We start from the raw sequence: 25,042 nt of genomic DNA on the forward strand, positions 1-25,042 counted from the left end.
TTTTTATTGCTATTTATGCGTTTTATTTGGCTTTTTTTTCGCTGGGTTTCCGTTCCCTTGGCGCTTTCTATTTTGTTCATCTTTTGCTTGTTTTTCATGTAGTGTATCTAAAAATTCATTCGAGTTACTCATTTTTCTATCGCTCCTTTCATTTCGTCCTAATTACTATAACCATTTAGGAGGATAATCATGAGTTAGAAGTTAGGCACTTAATTTTCTTCGATAATGTAAGTAAAATATTCCATACATAACAAATAGCATGGGTAAAACTTGTAACTCTACATTTTCCTTTAAAATAGCTGCGATAGGGTCTGGTAAGTACGGTGATTTATCGTTTGTGCTTAAACCTAACCATTTATTTAAGAGGCTAATGGTACAAAACATAAAAACACCGGACCAGCTTGCCGTAATTGCTTTTTGTTTAATTTTTGTTTCACGTTCATCATCTGTAATCCAGGGATTAGCAGTTTGATCACTACTAAAGAAGCCGTTTATATATCCCCATACAATCATTCCAATAAAGACAATTATCCATTTCATATATGTAATTCTCCTTTCGGTGTAAAAAGTATTTTACATGTAATATTGTAATATTGTAATATTTTACAAAGATTAGTGTCAAATGTTTTTTACATATCGGTTTTTATACAGCAGGAATAAAGAATGCAATAGGGAAGAAATATGTGTGAGGATTTTATAGTAAGAGGAGGCTGAATATGAAAATCGTTTTTGTTCGGCATGGTGAAGGTGAACATACAACGGATTTACCAGAAAGTTTACAAGTGTTTGACCCACCATTGACGAGAGTAGGAAAGGCTCAAGTTAAATTACTTCAACGTGATATATCATTACAAGAAGCGGATATATTAATTGTTAGTCCTACACTTAGAACTTTGCAAACGGCGACAATATGGAGTGCGAAAGTTGCTTGTCAAAAACTAGTCCATCCATATGTATCCCCACGTATTTTTCCTTATCGAGAAGGAGCGAAAACATTACCGTGCGATTATATAGTAGATCAGGGAATGATAACAAAGTTATTTCCGCATTTTTCGATAGAGAAAAGCTCAAATAATCAGTTATGGAAGGAAGGTATAAACACTATTTCAGAGAATAGTTTTCAGCAAATAGTAGATGAATTTCTTCTTTGGTGTTATGAACTGGGTGCTGAAAGAATTTGCATTGTATCTCACGATGGAACAATTACAGCATATAGGCAATATTTACAGAAAGTCGTTTTAACTAGATCAGATTTTTTGAAAGAAACGGGCATATATGAAATGGATTTATCCCATAAAATTCTGATTGATAAGGGCTGATTATAGGATGGGGGTTGTATGTTGAATATTGCATTAGTAGTTGGTTTTAATTCGGATTTAGAGGCGCAATCAATCCGAGCATCTCTTGAATATTTTGGTGCAAGGGTTGTGACATATTGGATTGGTAGACCGAAAGATTTTGTGGAAGTTCTTTCTGGAAAGAACTTATTTAACAATATTAATTATATTATTTTTTGCTTTCATGGTGAAGAAGGGAAGTTTGTCATGGAAGAGTTAGGCGAAGAAGTATATGAACAAGATGAACCGAGAGGGTATTTTGGTACAGAAGAAATTTATAAATATGCAAAATTGCATAATACACATATTGTAAATAGCGGGTGTACGTTAGGGGAGCAAAATCTAGCAAAATCTTTTTTACATAGTGGTGCGAAATCATATATTGGATCGATTGATTATGTAGATGGAAATGCAGCACTTATGTTTACTATACGCTTATTTTATGGGGTTATTAACCATGGGAAAACGTTAGAAGAAGCGTTTCAAGAAGCGAGTTTAATTGATGAGGAGACACATACATTTCGATTCTATAATTAGTGTGAAACACGTTTATTCTATATTCGAATAAATGTGTTTCACATTTAACTCACATTTTTTTTACATTTTTTTCAATGAAAATGGTTATCACTTGTGGTATGATATGTTCAAGTTTTTACAGGTAATAAAAGTTACTATATAAACGTTAGTTTTTAATGTTTCATACGCATGTCACAGATTATTCATAATTAACGTTTGAAAAATAAGTAACTAATGTTATTATATTATCTGTAACTAACTTAATTACAACTTTAGGAGGAAGATATGGTTATTCAATTTTTAAGAGAAAACAAAGCAGTTTCTTTTGCATTAGCAGTAATTCGAGTATATCTTGGTTACACATGGTTAATGGCTGGAATCGGTAAACTACAAGGAAAAGGATTCGATGCAACAGGTTATTTGCAAGGGGCAATTGAAAAATCTAAAGGTGCACAACCGGCTGTTCAATCTTGGTGGGCATCATTCTTACAAGAATTTGCAATTCCAAATGTAGATTTGTTTAATACACTTGTAACATGGGGAGAAATTTTAGTCGGAATTGGTTTAATTGTAGGCTGTTTAACAAAAACAGCGGTCTTTTTTGGTCTTGTAATGAACTTTTCCTATATGTTTAGTGGGTCAATTGGTGTGAACCCTGAGATGGTTATCTTATCTATGTTTGTTCTTGTTTCCGGTATGAACGCTGGGAAATTTGGAATGGATGGCTTCGTTATCCCGAAAGTATTAGGATCAAAAACTCCAAAACGCCAAAAGCAAGCTGCTTAATATATGAAAACGGGTATCTCATTTTGAGATACCCGTTTATGTTATTTTTCAACTTTAATCGGATTGTTCTTAAAGAAATCTTTTACATACCCGACAAATTCTTGTGGTTCTTGGCGAAATGGTGCATGATAACCTTTTTCAATAATATGTAAAGTGCTATTTTTTAAGAATTGATGATACGTTTCTCCTTCTTTCCAGGAAACGCTACTATCATTTCTGCCCCATATAATTAAAGTTGGCTGTTTTATTTCATTTGCATTAATTTTAAGACGTCTAGGCCATAATTTCATTTTATTATAATGCTCTTCATCATTACGTTTGAATTTCACTTTGCTTTCATCATAATCTGTAATAGAAGAAACGGCATTTAAATCAGTCGACAATTGTGGTTTTGGTGAGCCTTGTTTATTAACGAATGTATGAGGGCCACCTGTAGCATCAGTTAAAATAAGGTGAGTAACTGCTTCAGGATATAAATATGTTAAATTTAGAGAAATTTCTCCCCCCATGGAATGCCCCAGTATTGCGAATGAATCATACCCTAGTTTTTTCATTAATTTATAATACAAATTTGCATGAGTTGGAAAAGAATAATAAAAATCCATTGGCTTAGATGAGCGCCCGAATCCTAAAGCATCTACAGAAATAATTGTATGATCTTTTGCTAAATCGGAGTAAATCTTTTGAAAACCATCTGATGACCCTCCAAAGCCATGAATCATAAGTAAAGGTGGTTTTTCATTACCAATCTTTTTAAAGTAAATGGTTTGACCATCTATTTCTACCATTTTTTCCTCGGTAGCTAGTTTCGCTGTAATTGTATTTTTAACTTGTTTTACTTGTTCTACTGGCTTTTCTGCTGCACTACATCCTACTAATAGTGTAAGAGTAAGACAACCTACCATAAAATAGCTAAATCGCTTCAATTAGGTGTCTCCTTTCTAACATAACGCTGTATCTATCATAGCAAATAGCATATTACGATTTCCAGGAAGTTGGCTACCATTTTTTATCATAAGAGGTGAAAGGAGCGTTTCTTGGAAATTTTCTGTTTGAAGAAATTGACGAAATGTAAATTGTGAGTGTGGAACATCAATTCGTACTATACCATTCCAACATTCACATATCTTTTTTAATAATTGGATAGCATCTTCTTCTTGCTTGGCGATAAGTGGATTGATACATAATATATTGCCCTTTTGTATGCATAATGAAAAAGCTTCTATACAGTTATTTCTTTCAATTTTAAAAGAGTGTACGGCCCTTGGTAATAGCAAAGAGTAAAGTAGAGAACGATTCATACCAGTTGCAATTTGATCCAGAGAAGTAACAGATATAAGGTCTTCTTCTTGTACTTGTTGTAAGTGAGAAGGGTACGTCTTAATAGTTTGCTTTTCAAAACGATGAATCGTTGTTGCTGTTTGAAATCCGCATGATGTGTATAGAGGTTCGCCAGCTTTTGTCGCAATAAGTGCAATGGGTTGTTTTGGATGAATTTGTTCCAAGCAATGATTTAGCAACATGCGCCCTATTCCGCGTCCTTGAAAATTAGGGTGAACGATTAACATACCAATGGAAGCGAAGTTACTTGTAAAGGGAAATACTCCTCCAGTCGCAATGAGTTTGTTTTCATGAATGTAACCTACAAGTGTGCCGATAGAAAGATACATTTCGAATTGTTTTTTCATAAAAATTTCATCGTGTAACCATCCAACAGATTTGCAAAGATCAAGTAATTCAAAAATAAAAGATTCATTTAGCTTTACTATTTTCATAAAGGCTCACCGCATTTCTATTTATTTTCATAAACATAGAGTCAAAATGTAAAAAAAGAGATTTACGTTAAATGAAATCCAACTTGTTTATATTTAAATTGTAAAGGGCGGAATGATTGATACAAAAAGACAAACTTATACAAATTATAACTGATATTTACATAAGTTAACAAAAAATTTACATACAGCTAATTTTCTCTTAATAGTCTTCCATTAAATTTGATAGTGGGAAATGAATAACCTAATTAGGGGGACAAGACAGTGAAAAAGTTTGTGAAAAAAGCATGGCCATTTGCAGTTGTGGCATCATTAGCAGTTACTTCGGTAGCAACATGGAATTTTACTCGTTCTAGTGAGGTTAATGCAGATGAGAACGGAAGCAATGCAAAGATTAAAAATGTTATCGTATTAATTGGGGATGGTATGGGCCCTTCATATATGACGGCTCACCGTTATATGAAAGATAATCCAAAAACCTTTGAAATGGAATCTACAGAATTTGATAAGCATCTTGTAGGAACACAAAAAACATACCCAGAAGATGAACATGAAAATATTACAGACTCTGCATCGGCAGCAACAGCTATGTCAGCAGGAATTAAAACATATAATGCTGCAATTGCAGTTGATAATGATAAAGCGGAAGTGAAAACAGTTCTTGAGCAAGCGAAAGAAAAAGGGAAATCAACGGGACTCGTTGCAACTTCTGAAATTACACATGCAACACCAGCTGCTTTCGGTGCGCATGACATTAGCCGTAAAAATATGGACGCAATTGCAAATGATTATTTTGATGAGAAAATTAAAGGGAAGCATAAGGTAGATGTTATGCTTGGCGGCGGCGTAAAGAACTTTGTTAGAAAAGATCGTAATCTTACAGAAGAGTTTAAGAAATCTGGTTATAGCTATGTAACGGATCGAGATCAATTGTTAAATGATAAAAATGATCAAATTCTTGGTTTATTTGCACCAGATGGATTAGATAAAATGATTGACCGCAATGAGAAAACACCTTCATTAGAAGAAATGACTAATGCAGCAATTGAGCGTTTGAACAAAAATAAAAATGGTTTCTTCTTAATGGTGGAAGGAAGTCAAATCGACTGGGCTGGACATGATAATGATATTGTTGGTGCAATGAGTGAAATGGAAGACTTCGAAAAAGCTTTCAAAGCAGCGATTGAGTTTGCGAAAAAAGATAAAAATACGTTAGTTGTTGCAACGGCAGATCACGCTACGGGTGGCTTATCTTTAGGTGCCAATGGCGAGTATAACTTTAAAGTAGATCCAATTAAAGCTGCAAAACGCACACCAGACTTTATGGCAAATGAGATTGCAAAAGGTGCAAATGTAGAAGAAACATTGAAAAAGTATATTGATTTACAATTAACTCCAGAAGAAATTCAAGCTGTAAATGATATAGCTCCGTCAAAAGATGTAACAAAGATTGATAATGCAATTGAAGATATTTTCAATAAGCGCTCGGTTACAGGCTGGACAACAGGTGGACATACAGGGGAAGATGTGAACGTGTATGCATTTGGTCCAGGTAAATACTTGTTCTCTGGCGTTCAAGAGAATACAAATATAGCGAAACGTGTCTTTGATATTGTTGGCGGTGGTGATCCGAATAAAGGAAGACGCTAATTAAGAGCGAAAGTGAGGCGAACTGCCTCGCTTTTCTTTTTAGGAGTTGGAAATATGAAAAAAATATTTGCGAAATTAAGATTCCTTCTAGCATTTGTAGTATTACTAGTTGGATGTCAACAAGAAGAGAATAATGTAGCACAAAAATCTACTACTAAAAAAACTGAGGAAAAGGTACAAATAACAAAAGAAGAAGAGAAATCTATTCAAGATGTTATTCATACATTTGTGCGAACGACCAATGAAAAAAATCTTGCAGAACATATGGAGTTATTTTCAAAGAAGATGCCTAGTGCTGAGGACTTAAAAACACAAAAAGAAGCCGCATTTCAAAAGGGAAATAAGAAAATTGAATTGGAACATATAGATATGAAAGTTAGTAAAGTAGGGTATGTTATTGTTGAAACGAAAGAAAAGGAAGTAGACGACAGTATTACTCTTCAAAAGAAAGTACAGTATGCCCTTGGAAAAGAAGAGGGTAAATGGAAGATTGAAGAGGTTCGAACAATAGAGAAAAAATAACGTGAAACTTTAATAAGTGTGGAGTCGTACTTCCAAAAAATGATATAAAAAAGGTTCTCATTGGCGAGAACCTTTTTTTATAGTGGTAGCATAATTTGATTTGAACATGCCTCAATATCATCAATATCTTGACGAATTGTGGCCATTTTATTATCCAGATCTTCAGCTTTCATTGCTGCATCATGTAGTTCATCTTTTAAATACTCCGGTATTTTTCCTTCATATTTATAATAAAGTTTGTGTTCTAAACTTGCCCAAAAGTCCATTGCCAGTGTACGTAACTGAATTTCTGCAAATACATCTTTTGTACCAGAATTTAGTGACAAAGGGTATTTAATGATCATGTGTAAACTTTTATATCCGTTTCGTTTTGGGTTAGCGATATAATCTTTTACTTCTATGACTTCCATATCTTCGCGTTTTTGAATGACTTCTTTCAAATGATAGATATCTTCTACGAAGCAACATGTAATACGAATACCAATAATATCTTGTAAATGTGTTTGAGCATTTTCAACTGTTGGTAATAAGCTTTTGCGCTCTAGTTTTTTAATAATACTTTCAGGTTGTTTTAGTCTTGTTTTTATATGTTCAAACGGGTTGTAATCCTCTAGAAATTGAGCTTCCCGGTTCATAATTTCAAATTTAGTTTTTAACTCTTCTAAAGCAAATGTATATGGTAATACAAAAGCTTTCCAGTAGTTAACTGTTGATTGATTATATTCCATTTATATACACACCTTTTCCTATTTGCAAGTGAGGTCGTTATTATACTAAATACCAAATCATATAAGCGCAAGCAGCAAATGATGAGATCATAAAGCGATATTTAGTTTTCATACTTTCAACTCCTTTCGAGTAAGATTTTATATAAATAAACGTGATTGTTAATAAGTTCACTATGTACAGTTTCTATAGTAATAGATTCGTGTGAATTTCGTATGAACTAATTGTTTCAGCTTTTTGTCTTTTTTGCTGTTAATCATAATTATTATTCGGATTTAAAGTGTTTTTATTTGATTTATCTATTTGTATAAATTAATGTATATTTAAATTTACAGTTATCAAGGAGGATATATGGTGAACTTTGAAGAATTAGCAATTGCTAGACGTTCTGCAATGAAATTTATACAAGGTATAGAAATCCCTGATGAGGATTTTAAAAAAATATTTGAGTTAACTAAGCTTTCTCCATCTTGCTATAATTTGCAGCACACACATTATGTTGTAATTCGTGATCAAGAGCGAAAAGAAAGATTAAAAGAATTAGCTTTCGGTCAATATAAAGTATCGAGTGCATCAGCGGTAGTGCTCGTTTGTGGTGATAAAAAAGCATACCAAAATGTTGAAAATATTTACTTCGGTATGAAAGTTTTAAAAATGATTGATGAATGTGAATATGAAGATACAATTAGGCAAACGAAAGGTTTATATGAAGGAAAAGGAGAGCGTTTCATGGAGGATGAAGCGATTAGAAATGCTTCGTTAAGCGCGATGACTTTTATGTACGCAGCTAAATATTATGGCTATGATACATGTCCAATGATTGGTTTCGATGAAAAAGCAGTACAAAGTGAATTAAATATGCCGGAGCATATAGTACCTGTTTTAATGATTACGATAGGAAAAAGTGATACGACTAAAACTCGCCCACGAGGATATCGAAAGCCGATTAGTGAGTTTGTTACATACGAATCGTTTTAATAAAGTGAAACTTTTAATCAGTGGGGGGCTTACTGCCCGTTAATGCGGGAGAAAATTTATTTAACTATAAAAACAAGGGGATTCTAAATGGAATCTTCTTGTTTTTGCAATTGACAAATGGAATGAAGTTTTATAATATATAAATCGTAATCATTACGTTTTAGTTGCGATTTTTGAAAGAAAGGAGAATTAAATATGCGTGTAAATATTACATTAGCTTGTACGGAGAGCGGTGATCGTAATTACATTTCTAAAAAAAATAAACGAAACAATCCAGAACGCATCGAATTAAAAAAATATTGTCCACGATTAAAGCGAGTAACGTTACATCGTGAAACGAAGTAGAAGACTAGAGATATCTCTAGTCTTTTTTTATAGTTCTTTGGTTTTGTTTGTTATAATTACCTTAAATTGTAATAAAGGGAGCGGTATGATGAATCAAAAAGATAAAGAAAGAAAAGAGCAAGTGGCTCATATTATTGATATTCCAGGTGATTATAGGCTTGTTGTAGATGATCAAGAAGGGGTTGATGACCCGTATCATTTATTGTGGTGGGTACATAAAGATGATGAGGAGAAACAGATACAAATTACATTAAATAGACATACTGGTAATTTAATTGAATTTAGGATAGATGATGAAAATTCTTTTTCAAGTGGCAAGGAAGCGATAGAGGAGAAGAAGGCAAGAGAGATTGCAAATGCGTTCTTGAAAAAATATACAAAAGAAGGATATGAATTCTATACATATGTAACGGTTAAGGACGACAGGCGCGGTTGGAAAGAAGTAAATTATATGCAAGAAGTGAATAGCTATCCATTGCCGAATACAGGGTGCGTTGTGCGAGTGCACCCTTCAGGTAATGTTGTGCATTTTCATTACAATGGACAAAAAGCTATAGAGAAAAAACCGTTATGGCCAAGTGAAATTGTTGAGGAGAATATCGTTTTAGAAAATTTGAAAGCTAGACAAGATATGAGACTTGTATTTGTAGATTTAACATACTCTTCATGTGAGTATAAAAGCGGGGAAGAAGTAAAAGGGTACCAGCTTGTATATGAACCAGAGCCTAGTCATGCGTTTATTGATGCAAGTACAGGTAAAGATTTATTTGGACTAGATCATTATAAATTACCTTCGGCTGTAGCTGTTGAAAAATCGAAAAAAGGTAACGAACGAGGTGACGTATTCGAATTATTTGACTGGAATAAAGAAGGTTTTACAAAAGTAGATGAGACAGAAAATGATGATGAAATAAGGATGAAATTTGTTCCGAAAGAGGAATTACAAAAACAGAAAGAAGAAAAGGATCCATATTTAATGAATGAATTCTTTAAAAAGCATTTACCGATGTTGAAATATAATAATTTAGTTAGCGTTAAAATTGATAAATTAACCAATGAATTAACTGGTTTTATAAAACTGACAGATGATAAAGAAGTAAAGCAAATACTGTCTAGAGAGGAATGTTTACAAAAAGCACTTCAATTTTTAGAACGAGTTATTCCAGATATCACACAATATCTGCGTCTTTGGGAGGAACGTGAAGAAGCAGAAGATGGGATTGAAAGATTTATCTTTTCTGTATATATAAATGATATTCCGGCAGAGTATAACCAATTTATGATTAACATCAATGCAGAAAATGGTGCTGTTATGCACTACTCGGGGGAGTCTAGCAACTTTATAAAAGAATTGCTCACATATGAAATAACACCAAAAGTAACTAAAGAAAAAGCGTTAGAAATATACAGAGAGGCTATCCGAGTTAAATTAGAATGGTTTTTAGATCATGATGCAGAGGAAACGAAATACAAACTACTTTACAAACAAACGACAGATGAAAAACATAAAGAACCTTTTAATTGTAGGCGGGAAATTCGTTATATTGATGCCCAAGCGGGGAGAAAGATTTGGAGTAAGTAAAATAAAAAGAGTTATTTTTCAAAGAAAATAACTCTTTTTATTTTTATACTTTGCCTGTTCGTTTTTCAAAAGTAAATGTGATAGGAAGATTGGAATGAGAACTATCACTTTTAAATATTACTTTCCATTCTTTAGTATGGGCTTTAATTTCAAAATTAAGAAGATTCATCGCTCTACGTTTATCTATTTCTAAAAACATATTATGAATTTCTGGTTCTTGCTGTAAATTAAGAGCCTTTAGTGTGACTGTAAATGTGAAAAAATTCTGCCCTTCATATACTATTTTTGATATTTTTGTTTTTTGTTTATTTAACAGCACATAAAAACGGTCTGATGGAGTTAATTGTACAGAGTCATCAGTAATTTCATTTTCGCTATTATGAAGTTCAACTAAGTAAGATGTACTATGGGAAGAATCTTTTTTGCTTGTAATCTGTAATTCAGTAGGAATCATCGGTATTTCATAAAAATCATTTCTTATTATGTTGTTGTAATCCTCTGAAAATTTACGAACTTCTTTTGGAAAAGAGTCTTCTTGTGTACTTAAAAAAGTTTTGTTTTGCTTTGGAATTTTTTTACTAAAATTTAATGTTTCTTTAAAGTAATAATTGGATCCAGTTAAAAATAAACAACTACAGATTAATAAAAAAATTCGATACGGATTTTGAAAGTGAAAGAATAATAGTATACATGTAATAATTCCAATTACATAGAAAATAAAGATAAGTAGTTCTAGTTTTGAGTGAAAGGAGAAACCATAGTTATGAAAAATTTTTATTCCAGTTATAATTTGAGCTCCAAAAAATAAAGAAATTCCAAATTGAAAAAATAATAAATCAGGCCCTCTTTTAATAACAAAAGTAATGAACGAAATGAAAAGTAAAAATACCCCTAAATAAATTGTTACATTTAATAATCGTTCTAATGTAATCATGAATAGTGTCCCCTTTAATAGCATATTCATATATAAATAACAATTTTATTTAATTATAATATAACGATAAAATATTTTAAATGTTAGAAGTGTTGAGTTTTATAAATAAACTGTACAGACACAAACAACCTTACGCCCACATACACATAATAAAGACCACTATTTTGGCGGAGGTGAAAGGTTTGAGTCTATTCGCCGCAATTGGATATATGGTTCGAGAAGTGTTTGTCTTTGTTTCTTATGTGAAGAACAATGCGTTCCCGCAGCCGTTATCATCAGATGATGAGAGAAAGTACTTAGAGTTAATGGAGCAAGGTGATGCTCAAGCGAGAAATCTTTTAATTGAACATAATTTACGGCTTGTAGCTCATATCGTTAAAAAATTTGAGAACACAGGAGAAGATGCAGAAGATTTAATTTCAATTGGTACGATCGGGCTCATTAAAGCGATCGAGAGCTATTCTGCAGGAAAGGGAACGAAGCTTGCGACGTATGCAGCACGCTGTATTGAAAATGAAATTTTGATGCATTTACGTGTACTAAAGAAAACGAAAAAAGATGTTTCACTTCATGATCCGATCGGGCAAGATAAAGAGGGCAATGAAATATCGCTTATTGATATATTAAAATCAGAGTCTGAAGATGTAATTGATATGATTCAACTTAGTATGGAGTTAGAAAAAATTAAAGAGTATATCGATATTTTAGACGAAAGAGAAAAAGAAGTGATTGTGAAACGTTTTGGACTTGGGCTAGATAAGGAGAAAACACAGCGGGAAATCGCTAAGGCGCTTGGTATTTCTAGAAGCTACGTATCACGGATTGAAAAGCGTGCTTTAATGAAAATGTTCCACGAGTTTGTAAGGGCAGAGAAAGAGAAAAAAGCGAAAGAGTAAAGTGTATTAGAAGCAGCCATATTTAAAATGGGCTGCTTTTCTTATTGTAAATAAGAAAAGAAAACGCGTTATGCTAAGAAGAAATACATGTTCACTGTTGAAAATGACGGATTCTATCTGTAATATTAGAAGGTGCTAAATAATTTAAGAATAATACCATACTTAGTTTTCTGTATATATAATAAGGCTGCTTTATATGATATGTGGGAATAAGAACCAATTTTACATATGATATAGAAAGAAAAGAAGGGAAAACTAAAGTTATAGACTGATTAGGGGGTTTCGCAATTTGCGACGTACATTATATCGACTTATGATAGAACTTACAAATGGTCGCTTTACTTCTTATATATTACGTAAATTTGCACAATCTCGTTTGAGCTCTATCATTATTCCATCGTACGCGAAAGTTTTTCAAATTAATCAAGATGAGATGGAAAAGGGTTTGAAGGAATATAGAACATTGCATGAATTATTTACGCGTAAGCTAAAAGAAGGAAAGCGTAGTATTGATACAGATGCATCGAGTATCGTTAGTCCTGTTGATGGTGTTTTTGCAGATCATGGTCCTATTGAGGATACAAAAACATTTGATATTAAAGGAAAGCGCTATTCAATCGTGGATATGCTAGGTAATGAAGAACGTGCAACGCGATATGCAGGCGGTACATATATGGTAATTTATTTGAGTCCAAGTCATTATCATCGCATTCATAGTCCGCTTTCTGGTTCTGTGACTGAAAGATTTGTACTCGGTAGAAAATCATATCCGGTAAATGCAGCTGGTATGGAATACGGGAAAGAACCACTGTCAAAAAATTATCGTTCTGTTACAGAAGTAAGCAGTGATGGCGAGCATATGGCTCTTGTAAAAGTAGGTGCTATGTTTGTTAATAGTATTGAGCTTTTGCATGAGAGAGACACTGTTCAAAAAGGTGAAGAAATGGCATACTTTACATTTGGTTCAACAGTTGTGTTATTGTTTGAAAAAGATATGATAGAAGTAGTGCAGGAATTAAAGAGTGGACAAGAGCTTCGTCTTGGTGAAAAAATAGCTACTCGCTTAGCTCATAAATAAAGAAAAGCTTTTATAACCGTAAGTAAGAGTTATGGGCAAAGATACTTAATGATGAAATCCCCTAGATGGGAGTACTTGTTTATTCGAGAGCCATCGTAGGATGGCTCTTTTTACAGGGCATCTAATAATTTATCCTTTAACTGTTTGATTGGTAAGGGCTGATTAAACTTTCACTTTATATGTAATCAAGATGATTTGACAAGCTTGTCCTCTAATGAGCGTCTAATGATTTCTTGTTTTATAAGTAAAATGAAGTCGGGATTTAATTTTAGTTCTTTTGCTTTATAATAAGACTCAGTGAGTAACTCAGTGGATAACTGTTCCATATGTTTTGTTTTCAAGGTGAGTCACCTCCTAATAATATAAGGATTGATTCGTTGATGCATTTAATGTACCAAAAAAATATGACAGTCACAAACGAGTGGTTATCCACATACCTAGGTGGATAAAGTGTGTATAGTTTGTTAGTAAATTCCAAATTAACTGCAAAATTAATGTGGAAAATGTGTACAATTTTATCCACAGGTTATATATCGAAAAATGTTGTCGAAAAATTTTATGAAAAATTTTATGAAAAATCCTCAAAGAGGTGAAAGAAATTGAAACTATTTTTACCAAATGAATATGTGAAAAATGTATATCATGTTCAACCAGAAGATTTAAAAAAACGTGGGATTAAAGGCGTTATTACTGACTTAGATAACACTTTAATTGAATGGGATCGTCCCAATGCAACGCCGCAACTTGAAAAATGGTTCTTGGAAATGAAAGAGCAAGGCATTCAAGTAACGGTCGTTTCAAATAATAATGAGCAACGTGTGAAAGATTTTGCTGATCCATTAGGTATTCCATTTATTCATAGTGCACGTAAACCATTTGTTCGCGCATTTAAGCGTGCGATACAAGAGATGCGTTTGCAGCCAGATGAAGTTGTAGTAATTGGAGATCAGTTACTGACTGACGTGCTTGGTGGAAACCGAGTAGGCCTTCATACAATTTTAGTTGTACCGGTAGCACAAACGGACGGATTAGTAACGCGCTTTAATCGAAAAATTGAACGAAGAATTATGAAAAATATGAAGAAAAAAGGTTTAATTAACTGGGAGGAATAAAGTTTGACTGAAACAATTAAATGTATTGGTTGCGGTGTAGAAATTCAAACAGAAAATAAAAATGAAGTGGGGTATGCTCCTGCCTCATCTTTAGAAAAAGAACAAGTCATTTGTCAACGTTGTTTTCGCTTGAAGCATTACAATGAAATTCAAGATGTATCGTTAACAGATGATGACTTCCTACGCATTTTAAATGGAATTGGAAAATCAGATGCATTAGTAGTCAAAATTGTAGATATTTTTGATTTTAATGGTAGCTGGTTACCTGGCTTACATCGTTTCGTAGGGAATAATAAAGTATTACTTGTGGGAAATAAAGCTGATTTAATTCCAAAGTCAGTAAAACATGATAAAGTAAAACATTGGATGCGCTATAGTGCAAAGCAGCTAGGATTAAAACCAGAAGATGTCTTTTTAATTAGTGCAGCGAAGGGACAAGGAATTGCTGAACTAGCAGATGCTATTGAGTATTATCGCGGCGGCAAAGATGTTTATGTTGTTGGATGTACGAATGTAGGGAAATCGACATTTATTAATCGTATGATTAAAGAATTTAGTGATGAGACTGAAAATGTAATTACAACATCTCATTTCCCAGGAACAACACTGGATTTAATTGATATTCCATTGGACGAAGAGTCTTCTTTATATGATACGCCAGGTATTATTAACCACCACCAAATGGCTCATTATGTTGGAAAGCAAAGCTTAAAGCTTATTACACCAACAAAAGAAATTAAGCCGATGGTATTCCAATTAAATGAAGAACAAACGTTATTCTTTAGTGGATTGGCACGTTTTGATTATGTAAGTGGTGGTCGTCGTGCATTTACTTGTCACTTCTCGAATCGCTTAACAATCCATCGTACAAAGCTTGAGAAAGCAGATGAATTATATAAAAATCATGCTGGGGATTTACTAAGCCCACCAACGCCAGAAGAATTAGCAAATATGCCTGAGCTAGTGAAATACGAATTTAATATTCGTGAACCTAAAACAGATGTTGTATTCTCTGGATTAGGATGGGTTACTGTGAACGAACCAGGAGCAAAAATTGTTGCACACGTACCAAAAGGAGTAAGTGTTTCACTACGTAAATCTTTAATTTAATATGGAGAGGGATTTATGAAACAATTATATGGTGTAATCGGAAATCCAATTGGACATTCATTATCACCCGTTATGCATAACGATGCATTTGAACACTTGAATATGGATGCCCATTATCATGCGTTCCTTGTTGAAGAGGAATTGCTAGGGGAAGCAGTAAGAGGTTTAAAAGCATTAGGTATTTCAGGATTTAATGTAACAACTCCGCACAAGGTTGCTATTATGGAGTATTTGGATGAGATTGACCCATTGGCAAGGAAAATCGGTGCAGTAAATACAGTGGTTCATAAGGATGGAAGATTAATTGGCTATAACACAGACGGGATTGGTTTTGTTCGAGCGCTGCAGTCAATTAGTAATGAACCACTTCAAGGGAAACGTATTTTGTTACTTGGTTCAGGTGGTGCTAGCCGAGCTATTTATTTTTCTCTTGCTGATGTAGGTGTAAAAGAGATTGATGTAGCCAATCGTACAGTAGATAAGGCAAAGGAACTTATTGCTGCACGTACGGCCGATGTTAATTCTGTTGCTTTGTCATTAGAAAAAGCGACAGAAGAACAAGGAAATTATGATATTATCATTCAGACGACAACGATAGGTATGCATCCACACGTAGAACATACGCCATTACAAATTTGTTCGTTAAAAAAAGGAACGATTGTATCAGATATAATTTATAATCCATTTGAAACGAAAATTTTATGTGAGGCAAAAGAGCAAGGTGCAATCATTCAAAATGGTATTGATATGTTTGTTTATCAAGGAGCACTTGCATTTGAAATGTGGACAGGACGCACGCCAAATATCGAGAGAATGAAACAATTAGTTATAGAAAAGCTTGGAGGCTAACATATATGTTAACAGGAAAACAAAAAAGATTTTTACGTGCACAAGCACATCATTTAACACCAATTTTTCAAGTAGGAAAAGGCGGAGTAAATGAAAATATGATTAAACAAATCGCAGATACTTTAGAAGCTCGTGAGTTATTTAAAGTAAGTGTATTACAAAACTGTGAATTTGATCGCCGTGAGGTTGCGGAAGAACTTGCAAAAGGTGCACGTGCTGAAATCGTTCAAGTAATTGGAAGCACAATCGTTTTATACAAAGAATCAAGAGAAAATAAACAAATTAAGCTTCCTCGATAAAAAGACTAGCATGCGCTATTTTTATCGTTTATGCGTAATGATGTAGAGAGCGAAACCAATTGAACTTTTATTAATAGCAACTCTCTTCATTGCTAACCGAGGAGAGTTGCTGTATATAAAAGGAAGGGGCGTTTCTTTTGAGAAAAATTGGCATCATTGGCGGTACATTTGATCCGCCTCACTATGGACATTTGCTAATTGCAAATGAAGTATATCACGCTTTGAACTTGGAAGAAGTATGGTTCTTGCCAAACCAGATTCCGCCACATAAACAAGGGCGGAATATTACAAGTGTAGAAAGTCGTTTACATATGTTAGAGCTCGCGACTGAGGCAGAAGAGCACTTTTCTATTTGTTTAGAAGAGCTAAGTAGGAAGGGCCCATCTTATACGTATGACACTATGTTACAATTGACGAAGAAGTATCCGGATGTGCAGTTTCACTTTATTATTGGTGGGGATATGGTTGAGTATTTACCGAAGTGGTATAACATTGAAGCTTTACTTAATCTTGTAACGTTTGTTGGAGTTGCAAGACCTGAGTATACATTGCATACACCATATAAGATTACTACAGTGGAAATTCCGGAATTTGCAGTTTCTTCATCCTTATTACGTGAGAGATATAAGGAGAAGAAAACGTGTAAATATTTACTTCCCGAAAAAGTACAGGTATATATCGAGAGGAATGGGTTGTATGAATCGTGAGAATGCACTGCATATTGTCAAACAACAAATGCATGAAAAACGTTATATACACACAATTGGTGTAATGGAGACAGCGATTGAGCTTGCTAAGTTATACGGTGTGGACGAAAAAAAAGCAGAGATGGCAGCTATATTCCATGATTATGCGAAATGTAGAGCAATTTCAGAGATGGAAGAGATTATTAAACGTGAAGATTTGCCGAAAGATTTACTTTGCTATAACAAAGAGTTATGGCATGCACCTGTTGGGGCATACTTAGTAGAAAAAGAAGTAGGCATTACGGATTCTGAAATTTTGCAAGCTATTACATATCATACAAGTGGTCATGAGAATATGACGATGTTAGATAAAGTGATTTATGTAGCTGATTACATTGAACCTGGGCGAAAGTTTCCAGGAGTGGAAGAGGCTCGTAAACTCGCATATACGGATATAAATCAAGCTTTATTATTTGCGTTAAAGAGAACAATTCAATTTTTAATGGAAAAAGATCAGACGATTTATCCATTAACATTCCAAACATACAATGCAGTTATCAAGGAGGAAATGAGTAAATGAACGATAAAGATTTATTAGTATTAGCGGCAAAAGCAGCTGATGATAAGAGAGCAGAAGATATGGTTGTCCTAAATATGCAAGGTATTTCACCAATTGCAGATTATTTCATTATTTGTCACGGGAATTCAGACAAACAAGTGCAAGCAATTGCACGTGAAATTAAATCAAAAGCACATGAGTTCCAAATCGACGTACAACGTATGGAAGGGTTTGACGAAGCGCGTTGGGTATTAGTTGATCTTGGAGATGTAGTTGCTCATGTATTCCATAAAGATGAGCGTAATCACTATAATTTAGAGCGTCTATGGGGCGATGTGCCACGTGAAGATATTACAGAAGAGTTAGGCCAATGAAATACGAACAATTTGCATTGTTGTACGACGAACTAATGAATGATGTCCCTTATGATAAATGGGTGGAATTTACAGAGGAAAGTTTACAGCAGGCAGATATGAAAGAGGCAAAAATTCTTGATGTAGCATGCGGTACAGGTAATGTAACCCTGCCGCTTGTGCAAAAGGGTTACGATTTAATAGGTGTCGATCTTTCAGAAGAAATGTTAACAGTCGCTCAGCAAAAACTAGGAGGAGAGGGATACTTTATTCCTTTTTATCAACAAGACATGCGAGAGCTTGATGTTCCAGGTGAGTTTGATTGTGTAACCATCTTTTGTGATTCATTAAATTATGTATTGCAAGAAGATGGAGTACAAGAAACATTTAGAAGAGTATTTCATCATTTACGTCAAGATGGTTTGTTTTTATTTGATGTACATTCTTTATATAAAATACATCATGTATTTCAAAATGAAACGTATACAGTGAATGGAGAAGAAATATCTCTTATTTGGAATTGCTTCCCTGGTGAAGAATCAAATAGTGTAGAGCATGATTTAACATTCTTTGTTCAAGATCCGGAAGAAGATGTGTACCATCGGTTTGACGAATGTCACGTGCAACGTGCATATCAAGTGGAAGAGTTAACGAAATGGCTTGAAGAAGCAGGTTTTACAGTGCTTCGTGTAACAGGTGATTTTGAGCGACTTGAAGTTACAGAACAAACAGAGCGTATTTTCTTCATGGCGAAGAAAAACGGATAAAACAAAAGCAACCGAGAAGGTTGCTTTTGTTTTATAAAGAAAATGTATTTTTAGTTCTAGCATAATCTGAAGATTGTATGCGTAAAGTGTGGGAATAGTAGTTGACGTGAAAATGTATTAGTAAAAAAGTAAGTATTTATAAAAAGGATTTGGAATGAAAATGACGTATTTATTATGTGTGTTTATTGAATTGCTGATCAACGCATTCTAAATCTTCATCAAATTTTTCATGTGTTCGCTCGATTAACTTATGGAACATATCTCCAACGTGTTCTTCTAAAACCCGAATGCCTTCCCCAGTAACGCCGCCTTTCACGCAAACCTTTTCTTGTAAGGTAGGTAATGTGAAGATTTCTTTTTCAAGTAATTTCCCCATCCCCACGACCATTTCACTTACTAAAGTAGTAGCCTCTTCGTGTGTAATATTTGTTTTATCTACAGCAGCGTTAATGAAGCATTGTAGTAAATAACTAAAGAAAGCAGGACCGCAACTTGCTATATCAGATGAAACGCGCGTTATATCTTCTTTTATTACAAGAGGTGTAGAAATGTTTTTGAATAGACGAAGTAGTTTTTGTTGCCATTCTTCAGAGCAATTATCTCCAAATGTAAATAGTGAGGCGCCAGAGAGAGCGCGATTTGTGATACTTGGAATGATACGCGCGACGTGGCAAGGTACGAGAGTCTCTAATTGTGATGGAGATATTGGACTTGTAATAGAAACTAAGCACGTTTCATCAGAAAAATGTTCAGCGTATTTTTTTAGGATAGGGTATATATCTATCGGCTTAACACAAATAAAAATAAGTTGTGATTGTTCGATTACTTCCGGGATTGTTTTTGCTATCTGAACAGAAGGGTATTTTTCTTTTATATGATATGCTTTTGCAGGCGTCCGATTAATGATTGTAAGGCAAGAAGGTTTGACAGCACGGGTTTCTAAAAATGCATCGATTAGTATATTTCCCATGTTTCCTGTCCCTATAATTCCTATGTTCAAAGTTTCATCCCTCCTTCGTAACAGCTTTCTCCTAAACAATATGAATGATGTTATAAATTTATGATTAGAGGTGTAAAATGATGTGGGATTTTCCGAAAAAGTGGTTAGGTTTAGTAGCTATTATTGGAACTTTACTTTTTCTTGTTTTTTGGAAAACGAATCAGAGTGTAGAACGAACGCCTATTACAATGAATGTACAAGAGAAGGAGATAGAAAAAAAGGGTAAACCGAAAATATCGGATACAAAGGAACAGAAAAGAACAATTATAATTGATGTGAAAGGAGCGGTCAGTAAAGAAGGGGTATATGAAATGAAGGAAGGAGATCGCGTAAAGGATGCGGTTCAAAAGGCTGGTGGTTTTTTATCAGAAGTAGATATGAAAAAAGTGAATTTAGCACAAATTGTACAAGATCAAATGCTTCTTTATATACCGAGTAAAAATGAGTCAGAACAAGGGGTGCTTACTTCTTCTAAGGAAGATGGTAAGATTCGAATAAATACAGCGGCGAAAGAACAACTAGAAAAAATTACAGGGATTGGCTCTCGAAAGGCAGAAAGTATTTTGAAATATCGAGAAGAACATGGTCCGTTTCAGAAAATAGAAGATTTATTAGAGATTGATGGGATTGGTGCGAAGTCTCTTGAAAAGATAAAAGATCAAATTATTATTCCGTAAAAGATTGACGAAGTTTTTCTTCTTTCGCTACACTACAAGTAGACAAAAAAGTAGGTGAAAAATATGGAACGAATTTCATGGGATCAATATTTTATGACGCAAAGCCATCTACTATCTTTGCGTAGTACATGTACAAGGCTTGCGGTAGGAGCGACGATCGTTCGCGATAAACGAATTATTGCTGGTGGGTATAATGGTTCAATTAAAGGTGGCGTACATTGTATAGATGATGGTTGTTACGTAATCGATAATCATTGTGTTCGGACAATTCATGCCGAAATGAATGCTTTATTACAATGTGCCAAGTTTGGTGCGAAAACAGAGGAAGCAGAAATTTACGTTACGCATTTCCCTTGTTTACAATGTTGTAAGGCAATTATTCAAAGTGGTATTACAGCGGTTTATTATGCGCAGGATTATAAAAATCATCCATACGCCATAGAGTTATTTGAACAAGCGAACGTAACAGTGAAGCACGTTCCGCTAGAATATGATATTGCTGCATTAGAGGAGCAAAAACGTTATACAGAGTTGAAAGAATTATTTGCGTCTTTAGAAAAAGATAATTTATCAATGGAAGAATTACAGCATGTATTCACGAAAGCAAAAATGATGCTATAAGGAGTGAGTATAAGTTGCAGGAACAATGGGGGTATGTTGCAATCTCATTTATAATAGGGGTTGCAATTGCCTTTTCCTCGTCACTTTTATTGATAGTTTTTTGCCTCTTTTTAAATGTTTTCTTCTGTTTATATCGCACTTCGCGTAAAACCTTCATTTTTTGTATTGTAGCGTGCTTTAGTAGCGCCATATACACTTCCTATGTTCAAACGTGGAATAAGCCTCTAGGGGAGTCCTATGGAGTTACAAGAGGGGTTATACAAAATGCACCGCTTGTTAATGGGGATCGCCTATCTTTTCAATTTGAAGATCAGAATAAAAATATAGTGCAGTTAAGTTATAGAATCAAATCAGTCTTGGAAAAGAAAAAAATGCAACAATTATACGCAGGGATATCATGTGTATTCGAGGGTGAGAGGAAAGAACCGGAAACAGCTCGGAATTTTCATGGTTTTAATTACCGTGATTATTTATACAAACAACATATTCATTTCACATTTGAGGCTACATATATTTCTGAATGCTATAAAACATCACTGTCGCTCACGCAATGGATTCTTCTTTTGAGGCAACAAGCAATCTCGAAAGTTACAGAAATATTTCCAGAGCAATCAGGTGCTTTTATGAATGCATTACTATTTGGTGATAGACAACAAATGACGTTTGAAGTGGAAGAGCAATATCAACAATTTGGTCTTGTACATTTGTTAGCAATTTCAGGTTCGCACATTGTAATGTTAATGGTGATAGTATATTTTATTTTGCTAAGAAGCGGTGTGACAAGGGAGGTAGCAACAATTTGCCTTATCGTTTGTATTCCTTTGTATATGGTTTTAGCAGGGGCGTCACCCTCTGTTATAAGAGCTTCTATAACAGGAGTTTTGATGTTGATTGCTTTTATGTGCTCGATTCGTTTATCTAGTTTAGATGCTTTAAGTGTAACAGCTATATGCATGCTTATATATGACCCTTATCTTGTTTTTAATATTGGATTTCAGTTTTCTTTTGTAGGTAGCTTCGCTTTACTTTTGTCTGCTCCGTTATTGTTAGAGAGTAGCAACGGAATAATCCGAAATTCTATTTATATTTCTATCATTTCACAGCTCGTTAGTACTCCGATTTTGTTATATCACTTTGGTTATTTTTCTCCATATAGCATTCTCCTCAATCTCTTATACGTTCCGTTTTTATCTATCATTGTATTACCATGTAGCATTATTATTTTACTGTGTATGCCAATTGTCCCGTTTCTCGCAAAAGGATTTGCCGATGTATTATCAATAGGCTTGAGTATGTCTAATGATTTTCTAAGTTATTGTGAAAGTTTACCATTTACCCAGCTTATCTTCGGGGAAACGCCCTTCAATCTTGTAGCTGTATATTGCGCCAGTATTGTCAGTATATTGATGGTTTGGGAACGGAGAGCGCCGAAAAAAATAGTTTGTATAGTTGCGAGTGTATTTCTTTTTATTAGCACATGTCATTATATATATCCATATTTTAGAGGCAGCGGAAGTGTAACATTTATTGATGTTGGACAAGGTGATGCAATATTAATTCGCCTTCCGTATGATAAAGGGATTTATCTTATTGATACAGGTGGAACGCTTCGTGTAAATAAGGAAGAATGGCAACAAAAAAAGCATGAATTTTCTGTTGGAAATGATGTTTTAATACCCTTTTTACAAAAAGAAGGTATTAAAACAATTGATAAATTAATCGTAACGCATGGAGATGCAGATCATATAGGTGCTGCGCAAGAATTATTATCATATATACCTGTAAAAGAAGTGGTATTTGGCCGAAAGGGAAAAGATGCAGTATTAGAAAAAGTAGTCAAGAAACGGGCATTAGAAAAGGAAATGAAAATAACTGAAGTGGGGGAAGGGGAGAGTTGGAGTGTAAATGAAGCGGAATTTTTCGTTTTAGCTCCAAAAGGAAAAGAAAAAAGCGAAAATAACGCTTCAATTGTAATGTGGGCAAAATTTGGAGGGTTGAAGTGGCTATTTACAGGCGATTTGGAAGAAGAAGGGGAAAAGATTTTAGTAGAGGCATATCCAGATTTACAAGTGGATGTTTTAAAAGTTGCTCATCATGGGAGTAATACGTCATCTATAGAGCCTTTTTTGAACGTCATACAGCCTCGTGTAGCGATTATATCTGTTGGTAAGCAAAATAGGTATGGACACCCGCATAAAGAAGTGATAGAGCGTTTTGAGAAGATGGGGAGTGCGATATGGCGCACGGACAAGCAAGGTGCTATTTCCTATGTTTTTAAAGGGGAAAATGGAACCTTTAAAAGTAAAATCACATATGATAAAACACATAATAGATGAAAAAGAGAAGACTGCCATGAAGTGGCAGTCTTTAAGAACCGATAAATTTAATAACAGTTGCAATGATGAAAAGTGTTGCGAAAAAACCAAATGAGACGATAAATCCTACCCCTGAATCAATAGCGTCATTGCGTTTACTTTGAACGTTTTGTTCAAAATCATTCATTTAGAATCCCTCCCCAACATTCCACTTTAGTATAAAATATTGTCAGAAAAAAATCTACAATTTCCATATGAAGAGAAAACGAGCTTTTTTGTTACTTGTAAATCATGAAGTAATGTGAGTTTTTCGTTTCCAAGCATGTTAACAGTTGGCACTTATACTCAAATTTTTATTGCGAATAATAAAGGGAAGGTGATTACCGCACACCAATAAGAAACCCGGGGCTTATTGCGTGGCGTTTAATATAAATAAAGGGACGGGTTATAAAGCCTGTTCCTTTGTACTTGTAAAACAAAAGCTAGGGCATTAGTATAAATATATATTGCCAAGTTAGGGAGTAGGAAAAAGTATGAGTGATATACATAAAAAAATTAAAAAGAAACAGTTTGCTCCGTTATATTTAATATATGGAACGGAAGCTTTTTTTATAAATGAAACGATAAAGCTTATTACGACAGAAGCACTTGAAGAAGAAGATCGAGAGTTTAATGTTGTGACATACGATTTAGAAGAAGCGTATTTAGAAGATGTGGTTGAGGATGCGCGTACGCTTCCTTTCTTCGGAGAACGAAAAGTACTGTTAATAAAATCACCGCTATTTTTGACTTCGCAAAAAGAAAAGTTAGAGCAAAATATAAAAATTTTAGAAGAATACATTGGTGAACCTTCTCCATTTTCTATTCTTGTTTTTGTTGCGCCTTACGAAAAACTTGATGAGCGAAAAAAAATTACAAAACTATTAAAGAAAACAGCAGATGTAGTAGAAGCGAATGCGATGCAAGTACAGGATGTTCAGAAGTGGATTGTTGCTCGTGCAGATGAAGTGCATGTGCATATTGATAACGCGGCTGTTAGTTTGTTGCTAGAGCTTGTGGGAAGTAATGTAACGATGTTGGCGAAGGAAATGGACAAGTTAACGTTATACGTTGGTATGGGCGGAGAGATTACGACGAAACTTGTTGCAGAGCTTGTGCCAAAATCAGTTGAGCAAAATGTATTTGCTTTGACAGAAAAAGTGGTGAAAAAAGATATTGCAGGTGCAATGCAAATTTTGGATGGATTATTTACGCAGCAGGAAGAGCCGATTAAATTGCTTGCGTTATTAGTGAGTCAATTCCGCTTGTTGTATCAAGTGAAAGAGCTACAGCAACGTGGTTATGGCCAAAATCAAATTGCGTCTCATATTGGTGTACATCCGTATCGTGTAAAGTTAGCAATGAATCAAACGAAGTTTTTCTCTTTTGAAGAATTAAAAAAAGTGATTATAGAATTAGCGGAAGCTGATTATAGTATGAAGACGGGAAAGATGGATAAGAAGCTTGTGCTCGAATTTTTCTTAATGCGATTAAATCATATGTGATGACACAAAAAAGTTACTATGTACTTAA

31 protein-coding genes are annotated in these 25,042 nt (G+C 34.3%); 22 read left to right on the forward strand and 9 right to left on the reverse strand.

Translation table 11 applies throughout. The annotated features are described in order from the left end of the window. Nucleotides 1-9: 9 nt before the first annotated feature. Both HMPREF1014_RS02635 and HMPREF1014_RS02640 read right to left on the reverse strand, forming a co-directional pair. Nucleotides 10-132, reverse strand: a complete 123-nt coding sequence (locus HMPREF1014_RS02635; RefSeq protein WP_000071866.1) for a DUF4023 domain-containing protein — start codon at nt 130-132, stop codon at nt 10-12. A 69-nt stretch (nt 133-201) separates the two neighbouring features. Continuing rightward, nucleotides 202-540 carry a hypothetical protein gene (locus HMPREF1014_RS02640; protein WP_000871155.1) on the reverse strand — a complete coding sequence of 113 codons (339 nt, stop codon included), beginning with the start codon at nt 538-540 and terminating at the stop codon, nt 202-204. Between the two features lie 176 nt (nt 541-716). Here HMPREF1014_RS02640 and HMPREF1014_RS02645 point away from each other — a divergent pair, with 176 nt between their 5' ends. The 3 genes from HMPREF1014_RS02645 (at nt 717) to HMPREF1014_RS02655 (ending at nt 2,639) form a co-directional block, all read left to right on the forward strand. Further along, on the forward strand, nt 717-1,319 hold the full coding sequence (locus HMPREF1014_RS02645; protein ID WP_000706249.1) for a histidine phosphatase family protein: 603 nt from the start codon (nt 717-719) through the stop codon (nt 1,317-1,319). Nucleotides 1,320-1,337: 18 nt separating this feature from the next. Continuing rightward, nucleotides 1,338-1,874: a hypothetical protein gene (locus tag HMPREF1014_RS02650; protein ID WP_000931929.1), complete on the forward strand. Its 537-nt coding sequence runs from the start codon at nt 1,338-1,340 to the stop codon at nt 1,872-1,874. Nucleotides 1,875-2,138: 264 nt separating this feature from the next. Then, nucleotides 2,139-2,639, forward strand: coding sequence for a DoxX family protein (locus tag HMPREF1014_RS02655; RefSeq protein WP_000236592.1), 501 nt, complete (start codon nt 2,139-2,141; stop codon nt 2,637-2,639). Nucleotides 2,640-2,680: 41 nt separating this feature from the next. Here HMPREF1014_RS02655 and HMPREF1014_RS02660 read toward each other — a convergent pair whose 3' ends face one another. Continuing rightward, nucleotides 2,681-3,565, reverse strand: coding sequence for an alpha/beta fold hydrolase (locus HMPREF1014_RS02660; RefSeq protein ID WP_000819810.1), 885 nt, complete (start codon nt 3,563-3,565; stop codon nt 2,681-2,683). Between the two features lie 15 nt (nt 3,566-3,580). Next, nucleotides 3,581-4,414, reverse strand: coding sequence for a GNAT family N-acetyltransferase (locus HMPREF1014_RS02665; RefSeq protein WP_000706684.1), 834 nt, complete (start codon nt 4,412-4,414; stop codon nt 3,581-3,583). 261 nt (nt 4,415-4,675) lie between these two features. Here HMPREF1014_RS02665 and HMPREF1014_RS02670 point away from each other — a divergent pair, with 261 nt between their 5' ends. Further along, nucleotides 4,676-6,061, forward strand: coding sequence for an alkaline phosphatase (locus tag HMPREF1014_RS02670; protein ID WP_000714905.1), 1,386 nt, complete (start codon nt 4,676-4,678; stop codon nt 6,059-6,061). Between the two features lie 54 nt (nt 6,062-6,115). Beyond that, entirely contained in the window at nt 6,116-6,583 is a 468-nt protein-coding gene (locus HMPREF1014_RS02675) for a hypothetical protein (protein WP_000717906.1), read from the forward strand. Between the two features lie 77 nt (nt 6,584-6,660). Here the strand turns inward: HMPREF1014_RS02675 and HMPREF1014_RS02680 are convergent, their stop codons facing one another. Then, complete coding sequence (locus tag HMPREF1014_RS02680; RefSeq protein ID WP_000456230.1) at nt 6,661-7,311, reverse strand: GTP pyrophosphokinase; 651 nt, start codon at nt 7,309-7,311, stop codon at nt 6,661-6,663. 349 nt (nt 7,312-7,660) lie between these two features. Between HMPREF1014_RS02680 and HMPREF1014_RS02685 the strand changes: the two genes are divergently transcribed. From HMPREF1014_RS02685 to HMPREF1014_RS02695, 3 genes are all read left to right on the forward strand, one after another. Next, entirely contained in the window at nt 7,661-8,287 is a 627-nt protein-coding gene (locus tag HMPREF1014_RS02685; RefSeq protein WP_000245978.1) for a nitroreductase family protein, read from the forward strand. A gap of 195 nt (nt 8,288-8,482) precedes the next feature. Further along, the gene (gene rpmG / locus HMPREF1014_RS02690; RefSeq protein ID WP_001265621.1) at nt 8,483-8,632 is read left to right on the forward strand and encodes a 50S ribosomal protein L33; all 150 of its coding nucleotides are present in this window, start codon (nt 8,483-8,485) and stop codon (nt 8,630-8,632) included. A gap of 88 nt (nt 8,633-8,720) precedes the next feature. Then, entirely contained in the window at nt 8,721-10,214 is a 1,494-nt protein-coding gene (locus HMPREF1014_RS02695) for a YcdB/YcdC domain-containing protein (protein WP_001072063.1), read from the forward strand. A gap of 43 nt (nt 10,215-10,257) precedes the next feature. Here the strand turns inward: HMPREF1014_RS02695 and HMPREF1014_RS02700 are convergent, their stop codons facing one another. After that, a complete protein-coding gene (locus HMPREF1014_RS02700) occupies nt 10,258-11,178 on the reverse strand; it encodes a hypothetical protein (protein WP_084796627.1) in 921 nt (306 codons plus the stop codon). A 152-nt stretch (nt 11,179-11,330) separates the two neighbouring features. Between HMPREF1014_RS02700 and sigK the strand changes: the two genes are divergently transcribed. Both sigK and HMPREF1014_RS02710 read left to right on the forward strand, forming a co-directional pair. Beyond that, nucleotides 11,331-12,044 carry an RNA polymerase sporulation sigma factor SigK gene (sigK, locus tag HMPREF1014_RS02705; protein WP_000051382.1) on the forward strand — a complete coding sequence of 238 codons (714 nt, stop codon included), beginning with the start codon at nt 11,331-11,333 and terminating at the stop codon, nt 12,042-12,044. 289 nt (nt 12,045-12,333) lie between these two features. Next, nucleotides 12,334-13,122 carry a phosphatidylserine decarboxylase gene (locus HMPREF1014_RS02710; RefSeq protein ID WP_001255000.1) on the forward strand — a complete coding sequence of 263 codons (789 nt, stop codon included), beginning with the start codon at nt 12,334-12,336 and terminating at the stop codon, nt 13,120-13,122. A gap of 185 nt (nt 13,123-13,307) precedes the next feature. On the opposite strand, the gene HMPREF1014_RS02715 is transcribed toward HMPREF1014_RS02710, so the two are convergent. Continuing rightward, on the reverse strand, nt 13,308-13,463 hold the full coding sequence (locus tag HMPREF1014_RS02715; protein WP_000850094.1) for a sporulation histidine kinase inhibitor Sda: 156 nt from the start codon (nt 13,461-13,463) through the stop codon (nt 13,308-13,310). A gap of 258 nt (nt 13,464-13,721) precedes the next feature. Here HMPREF1014_RS02715 and HMPREF1014_RS02720 point away from each other — a divergent pair, with 258 nt between their 5' ends. The 8 genes from HMPREF1014_RS02720 (at nt 13,722) to HMPREF1014_RS02755 (ending at nt 18,857) form a co-directional block, all read left to right on the forward strand. Beyond that, nucleotides 13,722-14,234 carry a YqeG family HAD IIIA-type phosphatase gene (locus HMPREF1014_RS02720; RefSeq protein ID WP_000765314.1) on the forward strand — a complete coding sequence of 171 codons (513 nt, stop codon included), beginning with the start codon at nt 13,722-13,724 and terminating at the stop codon, nt 14,232-14,234. Nucleotides 14,235-14,237: 3 nt separating this feature from the next. After that, entirely contained in the window at nt 14,238-15,344 is a 1,107-nt protein-coding gene (gene yqeH, locus HMPREF1014_RS02725) for a ribosome biogenesis GTPase YqeH (protein ID WP_000140799.1), read from the forward strand. Between the two features lie 15 nt (nt 15,345-15,359). Further along, nucleotides 15,360-16,193: a shikimate dehydrogenase gene (gene aroE / locus HMPREF1014_RS02730; protein WP_000812076.1), complete on the forward strand. Its 834-nt coding sequence runs from the start codon at nt 15,360-15,362 to the stop codon at nt 16,191-16,193. 5 nt (nt 16,194-16,198) lie between these two features. After that, nucleotides 16,199-16,492, forward strand: coding sequence for a ribosome assembly RNA-binding protein YhbY (gene yhbY, locus HMPREF1014_RS02735; protein ID WP_000955224.1), 294 nt, complete (start codon nt 16,199-16,201; stop codon nt 16,490-16,492). A gap of 137 nt (nt 16,493-16,629) precedes the next feature. After that, nucleotides 16,630-17,199, forward strand: coding sequence for a nicotinate-nucleotide adenylyltransferase (gene nadD, locus HMPREF1014_RS02740; RefSeq protein WP_001226047.1), 570 nt, complete (start codon nt 16,630-16,632; stop codon nt 17,197-17,199). Continuing rightward, nucleotides 17,189-17,758, forward strand: a complete 570-nt coding sequence (gene yqeK, locus HMPREF1014_RS02745) for a bis(5'-nucleosyl)-tetraphosphatase (symmetrical) YqeK (RefSeq protein WP_001078477.1) — start codon at nt 17,189-17,191, stop codon at nt 17,756-17,758. Before nadD ends, yqeK begins: the two co-directional genes overlap by 11 nt. Next, nucleotides 17,755-18,111, forward strand: coding sequence for a ribosome silencing factor (rsfS, locus tag HMPREF1014_RS02750; protein WP_000998173.1), 357 nt, complete (start codon nt 17,755-17,757; stop codon nt 18,109-18,111). Before yqeK ends, rsfS begins: the two co-directional genes overlap by 4 nt. Beyond that, a complete protein-coding gene (locus HMPREF1014_RS02755) occupies nt 18,108-18,857 on the forward strand; it encodes a class I SAM-dependent methyltransferase (protein WP_000873069.1) in 750 nt (249 codons plus the stop codon). The genes rsfS and HMPREF1014_RS02755 overlap by 4 nt, the downstream gene beginning before the upstream one ends. Before the next feature lie 172 nt (nt 18,858-19,029). Here HMPREF1014_RS02755 and comER read toward each other — a convergent pair whose 3' ends face one another. Then, entirely contained in the window at nt 19,030-19,857 is an 828-nt protein-coding gene (gene comER / locus HMPREF1014_RS02760; protein ID WP_001020560.1) for a late competence protein ComER, read from the reverse strand. A gap of 77 nt (nt 19,858-19,934) precedes the next feature. Here comER and HMPREF1014_RS02765 point away from each other — a divergent pair, with 77 nt between their 5' ends. The 3 genes from HMPREF1014_RS02765 to HMPREF1014_RS02775 all read left to right on the forward strand — a co-directional run bounded on the left by HMPREF1014_RS02765 (nt 19,935) and on the right by HMPREF1014_RS02775 (nt 23,491). Further along, nucleotides 19,935-20,534: a helix-hairpin-helix domain-containing protein gene (locus HMPREF1014_RS02765; RefSeq protein ID WP_000989937.1), complete on the forward strand. Its 600-nt coding sequence runs from the start codon at nt 19,935-19,937 to the stop codon at nt 20,532-20,534. A gap of 63 nt (nt 20,535-20,597) precedes the next feature. Then, the gene (locus tag HMPREF1014_RS02770) at nt 20,598-21,155 is read left to right on the forward strand and encodes a ComE operon protein 2 (RefSeq protein WP_000439773.1); all 558 of its coding nucleotides are present in this window, start codon (nt 20,598-20,600) and stop codon (nt 21,153-21,155) included. A gap of 14 nt (nt 21,156-21,169) precedes the next feature. Then, nucleotides 21,170-23,491: a DNA internalization-related competence protein ComEC/Rec2 gene (locus HMPREF1014_RS02775; RefSeq protein WP_009326512.1), complete on the forward strand. Its 2,322-nt coding sequence runs from the start codon at nt 21,170-21,172 to the stop codon at nt 23,489-23,491. A gap of 31 nt (nt 23,492-23,522) precedes the next feature. Here HMPREF1014_RS02775 and HMPREF1014_RS02780 read toward each other — a convergent pair whose 3' ends face one another. After that, complete coding sequence (locus HMPREF1014_RS02780) at nt 23,523-23,657, reverse strand: YqzM family protein (protein ID WP_000997609.1); 135 nt, start codon at nt 23,655-23,657, stop codon at nt 23,523-23,525. A gap of 346 nt (nt 23,658-24,003) precedes the next feature. On the opposite strand from HMPREF1014_RS02780, the gene holA reads away from it, so the two are divergent. After that, the gene (gene holA / locus HMPREF1014_RS02785; protein ID WP_001279908.1) at nt 24,004-25,014 is read left to right on the forward strand and encodes a DNA polymerase III subunit delta; all 1,011 of its coding nucleotides are present in this window, start codon (nt 24,004-24,006) and stop codon (nt 25,012-25,014) included. Nucleotides 25,015-25,042: the final 28 nt, after the last annotated feature.

It is taken from the genome of Bacillus sp. 7_6_55CFAA_CT2 (genome assembly GCF_000238655.1).
Lineage (GTDB): Bacteria > Bacillota > Bacilli > Bacillales > Bacillaceae_G > Bacillus_A > Bacillus_A cereus.